General features: G+C 70.3%; 12 protein-coding genes. 7 read left to right on the top strand and 5 right to left on the bottom strand.

The window, feature by feature from the left end:
* Positions 1–26 precede the first annotated feature (26 nt).
* The 3 genes from ASE35_RS08645 to ASE35_RS08630 all read right to left on the bottom strand — a co-directional run bounded on the left by ASE35_RS08645 (position 27) and on the right by ASE35_RS08630 (position 2,627).
* The gene (locus ASE35_RS08645; protein ID WP_057163591.1) at positions 27–362 is read right to left on the bottom strand and encodes a hypothetical protein; all 336 of its coding nucleotides are present in this window, start codon (positions 360–362) and stop codon (positions 27–29) included.
* Positions 363–696: 334 nt separating this feature from the next.
* Positions 697–1,659 carry a patatin-like phospholipase family protein gene (locus ASE35_RS08635; protein WP_057160265.1) on the bottom strand — a complete coding sequence of 321 codons (963 nt, stop codon included), beginning with the start codon at positions 1,657–1,659 and terminating at the stop codon, positions 697–699.
* On the bottom strand, positions 1,659–2,627 hold the full coding sequence (locus ASE35_RS08630; protein ID WP_057163589.1) for a YafY family protein: 969 nt from the start codon (positions 2,625–2,627) through the stop codon (positions 1,659–1,661). The genes ASE35_RS08635 and ASE35_RS08630 overlap by 1 nt, the downstream gene beginning before the upstream one ends.
* A 92-nt stretch (positions 2,628–2,719) precedes the next feature.
* Between ASE35_RS08630 and ASE35_RS08625 the strand changes: the two genes are divergently transcribed.
* The 7 genes from ASE35_RS08625 (at position 2,720) to ASE35_RS08595 (ending at position 9,951) form a co-directional block, all read left to right on the top strand.
* Entirely contained in the window at positions 2,720–3,298 is a 579-nt protein-coding gene (locus tag ASE35_RS08625; RefSeq protein WP_157489367.1) for a hypothetical protein, read from the top strand.
* An 82-nt stretch (positions 3,299–3,380) separates the two neighbouring features.
* Positions 3,381–4,016: a hypothetical protein gene (locus ASE35_RS08620; protein WP_057163588.1), complete on the top strand. Its 636-nt coding sequence runs from the start codon at positions 3,381–3,383 to the stop codon at positions 4,014–4,016.
* Positions 4,017–4,059: 43 nt separating this feature from the next.
* Positions 4,060–7,068, top strand: a complete 3,009-nt coding sequence (locus ASE35_RS08615; RefSeq protein ID WP_057163587.1) for a molybdopterin oxidoreductase family protein — start codon at positions 4,060–4,062, stop codon at positions 7,066–7,068.
* Positions 7,065–7,283 carry a hypothetical protein gene (locus ASE35_RS08610; RefSeq protein ID WP_157489366.1) on the top strand — a complete coding sequence of 73 codons (219 nt, stop codon included), beginning with the start codon at positions 7,065–7,067 and terminating at the stop codon, positions 7,281–7,283. The genes ASE35_RS08615 and ASE35_RS08610 overlap by 4 nt, the downstream gene beginning before the upstream one ends.
* Complete coding sequence (locus tag ASE35_RS08605) at positions 7,280–8,068, top strand: 4Fe-4S dicluster domain-containing protein (protein WP_057163586.1); 789 nt, start codon at positions 7,280–7,282, stop codon at positions 8,066–8,068. The genes ASE35_RS08610 and ASE35_RS08605 overlap by 4 nt, the downstream gene beginning before the upstream one ends.
* Before the next feature lie 100 nt (positions 8,069–8,168).
* Entirely contained in the window at positions 8,169–9,167 is a 999-nt protein-coding gene (locus ASE35_RS08600) for a DmsC/YnfH family molybdoenzyme membrane anchor subunit (protein ID WP_057163585.1), read from the top strand.
* A 109-nt stretch (positions 9,168–9,276) separates the two neighbouring features.
* On the top strand, positions 9,277–9,951 hold the full coding sequence (locus ASE35_RS08595; RefSeq protein WP_057160260.1) for a DUF481 domain-containing protein: 675 nt from the start codon (positions 9,277–9,279) through the stop codon (positions 9,949–9,951).
* A 73-nt stretch (positions 9,952–10,024) separates the two neighbouring features.
* On the opposite strand, the gene hemC is transcribed toward ASE35_RS08595, so the two are convergent.
* Together hemC and ASE35_RS08585 are read right to left on the bottom strand one after the other, a co-directional pair.
* Complete coding sequence (gene hemC / locus ASE35_RS08590) at positions 10,025–10,945, bottom strand: hydroxymethylbilane synthase (RefSeq protein WP_056178193.1); 921 nt, start codon at positions 10,943–10,945, stop codon at positions 10,025–10,027.
* Positions 10,946–11,333: 388 nt separating this feature from the next.
* A complete protein-coding gene (locus ASE35_RS08585; protein ID WP_056178191.1) occupies positions 11,334–12,062 on the bottom strand; it encodes a LytTR family DNA-binding domain-containing protein in 729 nt (242 codons plus the stop codon).

Below are 12,062 nucleotides of genomic sequence, written 5' to 3'. Positions count from 1 at the left end.
GTTGCGGCGCTTCGCGCCGGAGCGCTTCAGGCCGCGCGCGCGGCAGCGGCGCGCGCGAGCGGGCGGGCGCGGCGCCGGGCCTGGGCACCCGGCCGGCGGCGGCGCACGGGGACCGCGGCGGCCTGGTCCTGCGCGCGCCACGGCAGGCGGAAACGGTGCAGCGCCCACCAGGCGGTCAGCGGCATCGCCAGCAGCCACAGCGGTAGCCAGCCGATCTGGGCGCTGCTGGCGCGCGCGGCCGGCAGCAGCAACACCAGGACCGCGCCGATGGCGACGATGTAGCGCAGGGCCTGTTCGACGCGCGGGTCGATCGGGTCGACGGCGGAACGGGAGGAATCGAGACGGGCGACGGACTGGCGCATGGCGAGGGCTCCGGGTGGCGGGACCGGGCCTGGCGACCCGATGGAGCCACCTTGGGACGGGGCCGTCTCAGAGGCTGCGACCCTCGATTCGATCGGGTGCGAGGGGGTTGAGGCGGCGTTCGCGGCGCTGGGGCCGGCGCCGGCGCGCGGATGGCGCGGCGATGCGGTTCGCCTGTGGCTCACCGCATCCTACGGCCGCGCTTGACGCGGCTTTGGGGTAGGAGCGGCGTAAGCCGCGACCCGGAACTACGGCGCTGGTTGCAAGTTCGCCGCAGGTGGAAATCGCGGCCGCGGCTTACGCCGCTCTGACCCCACGGCCAAGGCCGGGGTTTCGCTAGTAGCCGGCCGCGTCCAGGGCTTTGTCGGCTTCCGCGCGGCCCAGTGCGATCAGTTCGCGCGCGCGCCAGAACTCGTAAAACTGGCAGGCGTCGCGCGGAATGCGGATCACCAGCTCGGGCGGGTCCAGGGCCAGGTGCACGCGCGCGATCTGGGCCTGCATGGTGTCCAACGAGCGCGCCATCAGTTCGCTGAAACCCAGCTCATGGCCGGCCGCGTCCGCGACCGGCGCCGAGGCCGCGTTCTCGCGGCGCCAGCGCTGGCCGAACCAGCGCCACAGGCGCGCGCTGCGGGTGTGCACGGCCTGGGCCTCGGCCTCATCGGCCTGGCGGGCGCTGTCGTCGCCGCCGTCGCGCCGCGCCGGCGTGCCGGGCGGACGCTGCGGCCAGCCGTGCATGTCCACCGCGATCAGGCGATGGGCGTCGGACAGCCGCGTCGCGGCGATCGGCAGCGGCGCCAGCAGGCCGCCATCGACCAGCTCGCGGCCATGCACTTCGTGAGGGGTGAACACGCCGGGGATCGCGATCGAGGCGCGCACCGCGTCCCACAGATCGCCCTCGCGCAGCCAGACTTCGCGTTGGCGCATCAGGTCCACCGCGACCGCGGTGAACGCGATCGGCAGATCCTCGATGCGCGGCTCGCCGGCCAGTTCGCGCAATGCCTGCATCAGGCGCTCGCCGCGGAACAGCGAGGCCTGGCCCAGCGCGGGGTCCAGCAGGCGCAGCATGTCGGTGCGGCTGAGGCCGTACAGCCAGTCGCGATAGGCGTCGAGCTTGCCGGCCGCGTACAGGCCGCCGACCAGGGCGCCACTGGAGGAGCCGGCGACCGCGACGATGTCGATCGAGCGCGCCTGCAGCGCCTCGATCACGCCGATCTGGGCCAGGCCGCGCGCGCCGCCCGCGCCCAGCACCAGCGCGACCTGCTCGTCGCTGCGGATGCGCGGAGCGTCGGCGCCTGCCATCAGCGGTCGTAGTTGGCCAGCGCCAGCGACAGCATGCTCTTGGCTTGTTCGCGCAGCACCGTCGGCTCGACGATTTCGGCTTCGCTGCCGTAATGCATCACATCCATCAGCAGCTCGCGGCCGGCGCTGTAGGGCAGCTTGAGTTCGTAGCGGCCGTCGGGCAGGAAGCGGCCCTGCTGCTGCGAATGCCAGTGCTCGTCGGCGACCCAGCGCGCGGCCTTGGCGCTGAACACGATGGTCGCCCAGCCCTTGGGGGTGCCGGAGAAGATGCCGTAGCTGGAGGCGAGGTGGCGGTCGAGCTCCTCGTCGGGCACGTCGCGCGCCTCGTTTTCGCCGATCCGCGCGCCGCTGATGCGGTCGACCGAGAAGCTGCGCAGCGCGTCGCGTTCGTGGTCCCAGGCGTCCAGGTACCAGTTTTCGCGGTAATGGGTCAGGCGCTGCGGCGACACGTTGCGGCGGGTGCGCTCGTCGGTGGAGCGCGCGCGGTATTCGAAGCTCAGCACCTTGCGGTCCAGCACCGCGGTGGCGACGTTGCGGAACGCGGTCTCGTCCAGGCGGCGGGTGCGGTGCGGAATCACCCGCACGCGCTCCACCGGCACCCGGCGGCCACCGGCGTGTTCGTCCAGCAGCTTCTCGATGCGGTGCTGCAGGGGCGCGAGCGCGTTCGACAGCACGCCGCCGCCGCTGCGCAGCAACAGCTGCTGCGCGGCCAGCAGCGAGTGCAGCTCCTCCGAACTCAGCCACAGGCCCGGCAGTTCGAAGCGGTCGCCTTCGCTGCTGTCGTAGCGGAAGCCGGCCTCGCCGTTGCCGACTACCGGCGCCATCAGGTAGTCGCGCAGATAGGCCAGGTCGCGATAGACCGTGGCGCGCGAGCATTCCAGGTCCTCCTGCAGGCGCTGCACGGTCACCGGATAGCGAGCGGCGGTCAGGATGCGGTGCAGGGCGTGGATGCGTTCGATGCGTTCCATGGCGATTCGGCGGCCGTGTCTGGCTGGTCGGGGGCGATTCCCGCGTTAAGCATGGCATCGGCCGATGCACGGCCGCTACTGCCGGATGGGCCATGAACGTGATCGGGTGCGCAAGAAGCTTGCTGTGCTTGGCTGTAACGCTGTCGCCGGCGGCGGTCTGGGCCGGCCCGCGCGAGGAGGTGACGGCCTCGATCGACAAATTTCTGGCCGCGCGCAGCTTCCACGCCAGCATGAGTTCGACCGGCGAGCGCCCGATGAGCAACGACATCGACTACGTCGCACCCGGCCGCTATCGCATGCGCATGGCCGGCATGGGCGAGCAGACCATCGTCGGCGACACCATGTACCTGAACGTGGGCGGCCGCAGCATGAAGGTGCCGCTGCCCAAGGGCACGCTCTCGCAATGGCGCGATCCGGCGCGCCTGGCCGAGAACGCCAAGACCATGAGCGTGACCGCGCTGGGCAGCGAAAGCCTGGGCGGGGTGGCGACGCGCAAGTATCGCGTCGACCATACCCAGCCGCAGGCGAGCAGCATGACCCTGTGGGTGGCCGGCAACGGCTATCCGCTGCAGATCGTGACCAGCGCGCAGCTGCGCGGCAAGCCGGTGGTCACCACCATTCGCTATTCGCGTTTCGACGATCCCGGCATCAAGGTCGAGGTTCCGAAATAGACGCAGCGGGCGCGGCATCGCGGCTAACGAGCGTTTAACCGGCGCGCACGCAAGATGCGTCGCCCCGGAACGGAAGCCGACGATGCGGACACGGACGTGGTGGGTCGAGCAGATCTGGATCGGCTCGATCGTGATCGCGGCGCATCTGCTGATGGCCCTGGCGCTCAACCGCTTCCTGCGTCTCGATGCGCCCGCCGCGAGCGCGCGCGAGGACGAGGCCTTGCAGGTGGTGTTCGTGAGCCCGCCGCGCGATACCCGCGCGCGGCCCCCTGCTGCGTCCAGCGCGCGCGTCGCACCCACGGCCGCACCCACGTCCACGGCCGCGCCCGCACCGCGACCGACACGCGCCCGGCCTGCGCCCGCGGCGACGCCGACGGTGGTCGCCACGCCGGAACCTTTGGCCGGCCGCCCGCTGTCGGCCGTCTATGTACAACAGGCGGGCCGCCTGCGCGAGCGCACGCCGCCTGGGCTGGAACCGCAGGCCGACGCATTCGCCAGCCGCAGCCCGCGCCTGCCCGGCGCTGGCGCGACCCTGGGCGTGCCGATGCGCGAGCCGATCAGCGCCGCGTCGGTGATCGAGAAGGTCGGCAGCCTGTTCGGCGGACGCAGTTCGCCGTGCCCGGACAACCGCAAGGACATCGCCGCGCTCGCGGTCGGCGGCGATCGCGCCGCCCTGGAGCGCGCGGTCGACTACGAGCGCCGCTACTGCCGCCCCTGAGCGCGCGCTCGCCGGAATCGGCGCGCGCAGGCACAATGCGCGCATGCCCGCGCCCGCTCCCAAAGAGCCAGTTCTGAACCTGTCGCCGTCGCCTGGCGACGAGGTCAAGACCACGACCTGCTACATGTGCGCCTGCCGTTGCGGCATCAAGGTGTGGTTGGCCGACGGCAAGATCCGCTACATCCAGGGCAATCCCGAACATCCGGTCAACCAGGGCGTGCTCTGCGCCAAGGGCTCGGCCGGGATCATGCAGCACTACTCGCCGGCACGGCTGGACAAGCCCTTGTTGCGCGTGGGCGAGCGCGGACGCGGCGAGTTCAAGGAAATCGAGTGGGACGAGGCGCTGCGGATCGCGACCGACTGGTTGGCGCCGATCCGCGAGCGCAACCCCGACGAGTTGGCTTTCTTCACCGGCCGCGATCAGTCGCAGGCGCTGACCGGCTGGTGGGCGCAGCAGTTCGGCACGGTCAACTACGCCGCTCACGGCGGTTTCTGCTCGGTCAACATGGCCGCTGGCGGCTTGTACACCCTGGGCGGTTCGTTCTGGGAATTCGGCGAACCCGACTGGGAGCATTCGCGCTATCTGATGCTGTGGGGCGTGGCCGAAGACCACGACTCCAATCCGATCAAGCTGGGCCTGGGCAAGTTGAAGGCGCACGGGGCCAAGATCGTCGCGGTCAATCCGGTGCGCAGCGGCTACGGCGCGATCGCCGACGAGTGGATCGGGATCCGCCCCGGCACCGACGGCCTGTTCGCGTTCGCGCTGATCCACGAACTGCTCAAGGCCGACCGCATCGATCTGGACTACCTGGTGCGTTATGCGAATGCGCATTGGCTGGTGATCGATAATCCGGGCGGCGCGGACGACGGTTTGTTCGCGCGCGACGGCGAAGGGCATCCCTTGTGCTGGGTGCGCGACCCTCACCCCGGCCCTCTCCCGCAAGCGGGAGAGGGAGCCGATACGCCGCACACGGCCGCCACGCGCGCGGCCGAAGCCGGCATTGTTCACGGCGCAACGCATACCGCCGAAGGATCCCCTCTCCCGCCTGCGGGAGAGGGACAGGGTGAGGGCCGCGCGCTGCGCGCCGACGCCATCGGCATCTCGCCCGCCGTCGTCGGCGAATACACCCTGCCCGACGGCCGCCGCGCGCGTCCGGTGTTCCATCTGATCGCCGAGCGCTATCTCGACCCGCAATACGCGCCCGATGCGGTCAGCGAACGCTGCGGCATTCCGGCCGATACCATCCGCCGCATCGCGCGCGAGCTCGCCGAAGCCGCGTTCGATCACCCGCTGACCCTGCCGATCGCCTGGACCGACGCCCACGGCCGCGAGCACAGCGAAATGGTCGGGCGCCCGGTCAGCATGCACGCCATGCGCGGCATCAGCGCGCACAGCAACGGCTTCCACACCTGCCGCGCCCTGCACCTGCTGCAGATGCTGCTGGGCGCGGTGGATACGCCGGGCTCGTTCCGCTACCAGCCGCCGTTCCCGAAGCCGATCGCGCCGCCGAACCGGCCCGGCAAGCTGCGCCAGGCCAACGGCGTGCTCGATGCCGCGCCGCTGGGTTTCGTGCATGCGCCCGAGGACCTGGTGGTCGACGAACACGGCCAACCGCGCCGCATCGACCACGCGTTCTCCTGGGCCTACCCGCTGTCCGCGCACGGCATGATGCACAGCGTGATCCGCAACGCCTGGGCCGGCGATCCCTACAAGATCGACACCCTGATGATGTTCATGGCCAACATGAGCTGGAACTCGGCGATGAACACCTCCGAGACCATAGGCTGGCTCACCGACAAGGACGACAGCGGCGAGTACCGCATCCCGCACATCATCTACGCCGATGCCTACGCCTCGGAAATGGTCGCCTACGCCGACCTGGTGTTGCCGGACACGACCTATCTGGAGCGGTTCGACGCGATCAGCATGCTCGATCGCCCGATCTCCGACGCCGACAGCGCGATCGACGCGATCCGTCATCCGGTGGTCGATGCCAAGGAACAGCGCGAGGGCCGCGACGTGCGCGGCTTCCAGTCGGTGCTGATCGATCTGGGCGCGCGCCTGGGCCTGCCCGGGCTGGTGCACGAGGACGGCAGCCCGCGCTATCGCGACTACGCCGATTACATCGTGCGCCACGAGCGCGCGCCTGGCGTCGGCCTGCTCGCGGGCTGGCGCGGCGAGCACGGCGATCTCGAAGCCAAGGGTCCGCCGAATTCGCAGCAGCTGGACCGCTACATCGAGCACGGCGGTTTCTGGCGCAGCCCGATTCCGGAGCACGCGCGCTATTTCAAAATGGCCAACCGCGGTTATCTGGACTGGGCGCAGAAGATGGGCTTCATCGGCCATGCCGACCCGATCGTGCTGCAGCTTTACTCCGAGACCCTGCAGAAGTTCCGCCTGGCCGCGCAGGGCCACGGCGAACGCCAGCCGCCCGAGCAGCACCGCGAGCGCGTGGCGACCTACTTCGACCCGCTGCCGATCTGGTACGAGCCCTTCGAGGGCGCGCAGGTCGCCGATTCGGCCAGCCGCTATCCGCTCAGCGCGGTCACCCAGCGGCCGATGTTCATGTACCACGCCTGGGGTTCGCAGAACGCCTGGTTGCGCCAGATCACCGCGCGCAATTATCTCTACCTGCATCCGGACACCGGCGCGCGCCACGGCATCGCCGACGAGGACTGGATCGCGGTGGAGTCGCACCACGGGCGGATCACGGTGCAGGCGAAGTTCGCCGGCAACGTGCAGCCCGACACGGTCTGGACCTGGAACGCGATCGGCAAGCGCAAGGGTGCCTGGCGCCTGGCCAAGGACGCGCCCGAAGGCCGCAAGGGTTTCCTGCTCAACCATCTGATTTCCGACATCACCCCGCGCGGCGACTACGCCAACGCCGACCCGGTCACCGGCCAGGCGGCGTGGTTCGACCTGCGCGTGCGCATCGAACGCGTCGAGCCCGTCGGCGAGAGCGCGCCGCAATTCCAGCCGCTGGCGCTGGGCGAGGCCGACAACCGACCGCTGCGCTACGGCGCGGAATTCCGCAACAAGGCGTCCCGATGAAACGATCCTTCCGCATGCTGGTCGGCTGGTGCTGCGTGGCGCTGAGCTTCGCGCTGGTGGTCCTGATCGGCGCCGGCATCTTCGACCCGGTCGGCAGCGTCGCCGGCCACGATTCGCTGACGCCGGTGCTGATGGGCCTGCTGCCCAGCGTGAGCTTCGGCATCGCGCTGTTCGCGTTGGGCGTGTGGCTGATCAGCACGGGGCGCAAGCGGTGACCGCCCTGCCGCCGCCGGGCAAGAAGAAGATGGGTCTGGTGATCGACCTGGACACCTGCGTGGGCTGCCATGCCTGCGCGGTGAGCTGCAAGGAATGGAACGCGGGCGGCTTCGCCGGCCCGCTGACCGACGAGCAGCCCTACGGCAAGGACCCCACCGGGGTGTGGTTCAACCGCGTGCACAGTTACGAGGTGGCGGCGGAGCCGGCATCGGGCGGCTGTGGTGGCGGCGCCGAGGCGGTGGCCCCGCAGCCGGCGATGACCCTGCACTTCCCACGCTCCTGCCTGCACTGCGAAACCCCGGCCTGCGTGACCGTGTGCCCGACCGGCGCCAGCTACAAGCGCGCCGAGGACGGCATCGTGCTGGTCGACGAGGACAAGTGCATCGGCTGCAAGCTGTGCTCCTGGGCCTGCCCCTACGGCGCGCGCGAGTACAGCCCGGTCGAAGGCGTGATGAAGAAATGCACGCTGTGCATCGACCGCATCTACAACGAACACCTGGAAGAAGCCGAGCGCCAACCGGCCTGCGTGCAGGCCTGCCCGACCCGCGCGCGCCACTTCGGCGACCTCGGCGATCCGGACTCCAAGGTCTCGCAATTGGTCGCCGCGCGCGGCGGCGTCGACCTGATGCCGGAACTGGGCTACAAGCCGACCAACCAGTATCTGCCGCCGCGGCCACGGCGCGCGGGCGAAACCGCCGCCATGCCGACAGCGCCCGAGGAAACACTCGACGCCGCCGCGCTGCCGCCGATGCTGCGTTGGCTGGACAGAGTGTTGTCTCGATGAGGCCGATGCCCCGCCGCGCGCTCGTCGGTACGAACGGTCGCGCGCGCCCGTCGCCGGCCTTACTTCCCACCCAATCGTTCCGCCGAACGCCGGTCCACTGATGCATCCCGCCTTCTCGGTCATCCTGTTCACCACCTTGTCCGGCGCGGGCTATGGGCTGCTCGCCTGGCTGGGCGCCCTGATCGCGAGCTCGCGCCTGCAGGCGCTGTCCTATGGCGAAGCCGGCGCCGGTTCGATCACGACGCTGGCGCTGCTGACGCTGGCGCTGGGTTTGCTGCTCAGCGTAATCGGCCTGCTCGCGTCCACCTTCCACCTGGGCAAGCCGCTGCGCGCCTGGCGCGCGTTCTCGCAGTGGCGCACGTCATGGCTGTCGCGCGAAGGCGTGCTGTCGCTGGCGACCTTCCTGCCCGCGCTGGCGTTGGCGGCGCTGGTGTGGAACGCCGCGGGCGGCGATGCCGACGCGCTCGCGCGGTTGGCGAGCTGGGGACGTGTGGCCGGCGCGGCGCTGGCCCTGCTGGCGCTGCTGACCGTGGTCTGCACGGCGATGATCTACGCCTCGCTGCCGCCGATTCCGGCCTGGCGCCATCGCCTAGTGGTGCCGGTCTATCTCGGCTTCGCCCTGCTCACCGGCTGGGCCCTGCTCGCGAGCCTGGCCGTCGCCACCACTCGCTACGGCCTGCCCGCGCCGACCCTGCGCTATCTCGCGCTGGCCCTGGGCGTGCTGGCGCTGACGACGGCCGCGATGAAGCTGCGCTACTGGCGCGCGATCGACACCACCCCGCTCACCGTCACTCGCGCCGATGCGGTCGGCCTGCCCGGCCGCGAGCTCAGCGTGTTCGAGCGTCCGCATACCGAAGACAACTATCTGACCCGCGAAATGGGCTACGTGCTCGCGCGCAAGCACGCGCGCAAGCTGCGCCTGATCGCGGTGCTCGCGTTCGCGGCCGTGCCGCTGCTGCTGGCGCTGCTGGTGTGGCTGTGGCCGGGCGCGGCCTGGCTCGCGTTCCCGCTGGCGGCGGCCGCCGCGCTGCTGGGCGCGCTGGTCGAACGCTGGCTGTTCTTCGCCCAGGCCCGGCACCTGGTCACGCTGTATTACTGAGGCTGCGACCGCGTTCCGACGCGGTCGCGACGGCGGTTCAGCCGGGGTCTTGGGACTGTAATCGTTTCCATGGCATCATCTTGGCACCTATTTGGCCCTGTTCACGACGATGTCCGGCTTGTTCGGGCTCGCCCTGTTGGGCGGCCCCCTCCTCACATTGCCGACCCTGCCGGTCTCCGGCGACCCCACGCTGATGGCGCTCGCGAGCGATCCGGCGCAGATGCGGCTGTACTGCTTTTCGACACGCTGCGGCGACGAGGAATGGCGGCTGGCGTTGGCGCCACCGCCGTCGCAGGCGCGCGATCTCGCCGCGCCCGCGACCCCATCGCGCCGACCGCTGCGCCTGCCGGGTTCGCAGCGCTACATCGGCCTGAGCGCACCGGCCGCCGCGCGCGAAAGCCGCGGCGCTTATTCCAACGATTTCCGCATCGGCACCCGGTATGGCCTGCAGGTGCTGCGCGACGGTCCGACCCAGCTCGGCCTGCAGTTCGGCGCCGGCTATCGGCTGGCGCCGCTGTACGACGACGGCATCAACCGCCCGGGCGCGGTGATGCGCGGCGAACTCAACTTCGGGCAGAAGATCGGCGATCGCGCGCGTTGGACCCAGCGCGTGTTCGTCGAGAGCGGACGCGGCGACACCTTCGTCAAGCAGTCGGTGCGGCTGGACGTGGCGTTGTGGCCGGATTGGACGCTGGAGACCGATTTCGCGATACGCCACGATTCCAACGGCGGCGGCGGCAGCGAATCGGCGGAAAGTTCGATCGAGCTGCGGCGGCGGTTTTGAGGCCGGGATTCGGCATTGGAGATTGGAGATTCGGTAATAAGCCCAATCCACCCGCTCTACGAATCCCGAATCCCTAATCCCGAATCACCGCTTTTATGAAATCGCCGGCGCCTTGCGCGAGCAGGGCTTGCGCGACTTCCAGACCCAGGCATTCGGGGGCGTCGCCGCGGCCTTCGCCGTGAGCGCGCACCTGCCGGCCGTCGGCGGCGCCGACCAGGCCGTCCAGGCGCAGGTGCTCGCCGTCCAGGCGCGCGTGCGCCGCCACCGGCACGTGGCAGCTGCCGTGCAGGGCGCGGTTCATGGCACGCTCGGCCTCGACGCAGGTGCGGGTGTCGGCATGATCCAGCGCGGCGCACAAGGCGCGCGTGGCCAGATGGTCGCTGTGGCATTCGATCGCGATCGCGCCCTGCGCCGGCGCCGGCAGCCACTGCGGCGCCTGCAGGCGTTCGCGCACGCGCGCGCCCAAGCCCAGGCGTTCCAGGCCGGCGACCGCGAGCACGATCGCGTCGTACTCGCCGGCGTCCAGCTTGGCCAGGCGGGTATTGACGTTGCCGCGCAGGTCCAGCAGTTGCAAATCCGGGCGCAGCGCGCGCAGCTGGGTCTGGCGGCGCAGCGAGGACGTGCCCACGCGCGCGCCCTGCGGCAGGGCGCCGATATGCGGGTAATGCGGGCTGACGAAGGCGTCGGCGTAGTCGGCGCGCTCCAGGATCGCGGGCAGGGCGAAACCCGGCTCCAGTTCCATCGGCACGTCCTTGAGCGAATGCACGGCGCAATCGGCTTCGCCCCGTTGCATCGCCACTTCCAGCTCCTTCAGGAACAGGCCCTTGCCGCCGATCGCGGCCAGCGAGCGGTCCAGCACCTCGTCGCCGCGGGTGCTCATCGGCACCAGCACCACCTCCAGTCCGGGGTGGGCGGCGCGCAGGCGGGCGGCGACGTGCTCGGTCTGCCACAGGGCGAGCGGGCTTTTACGGGTGGCGATGCGGAGACGGGTCATGGGGGAATTTTAGAAGCAAATCCCCCCCTAGCCCCCCTTTTTCAAAGGGGGGAACCGCAAAAGCAGGGAGAAGGCGGCGCCATCCACCATCAACGTATGCGCCTCCCCCTTTGAAAAAGGGGGATTGAGGGGGATTTGCTTTGCAACGGCGCAGGCCCGCCGCTCATGGTTCTCCGGGCTCACCACGAACAGCACTCGAAGCAGCCCTGCTTGACCTCCCCCTTTGAAAAAGGGGGATTAAGGGGGATTTGCTTTGCAGCAGCGCAGACCCGCCGCTCATGGCTCGACGGGCTCACCACGAACGGCTGCCGGAGCCACGGGCGGCGTTTGAGTCGCGAATTCCCGCGACCCTCATCGGAGCGCCCGCTACACACCCAGGCGCCGCCCCTTACAGATGCTTCAACGTCTCCCGCAGCGCCGACACGCAGCGCCGGCTGACTTCCAGCGGCTGCTTGCCGTGGCGCAGCACCGCCTGGACGTGGCCGTCGGGGCAGCGCTTGAGTTCGACGATCTCGTGGCGGGCGACCAGGCAGTTGCGGTGGATGCGCACGAAGCGCTCGCCGAACTCGTCTTCCAGCGACTTCAGCGATTCCTCGATCAGGTCCTCGCCGCGCGCGTGGTGGACGATCACGTACTTCTCTTCGGCATGCAGGTAGTGCACGTCCTCGATCGGGATCAGGCGCAGGCTGCCGCGCAGGCGTGCGCACAGGTGGGTGCGGCGCTGGCCCGGCGCGACCTCGCCGCCGCGCTCGCGGCCGGCGGCGAAGGTGCGCACGCGCTCCAGTGCGGCGCTCAGGCGTTCGGCGCGCACCGGCTTGACCAGGTAGTCGATCGCCTCGGCCTCGAAGGCCGACAGCGCGTGCGCGTCGTAGGCGGTGCAGAACACCACCGCCGGGCGCGGCTCGAACGCGGCCAGATGGCGCGCCGCCTCCAGGCCGTCGATGCCGGGCATGGCGATGTCCAGCAGCACCAGATCCGGCTGATGTTCGGCGCAGGCGTGCAGGGCGTGCTGGCCGTCGGCCGCTTCGGCCACGACCTCGACGCCGTGTTGCTCGGCCAGCAGCGCGCGCAGGCGCTCGCGCGCCAGCGGCTCGTCGTCGGCAATGACTATCCTCAT

Origin of the sequence: Lysobacter sp. Root916, from assembly GCF_001429785.1 — a bacterium.
Lineage (GTDB): Bacteria > Pseudomonadota > Gammaproteobacteria > Xanthomonadales > Xanthomonadaceae > Lysobacter.
Note: the sequence above shows the minus strand (reverse complement) of the source record. Positions and strands in the feature narration are given on the sequence as shown.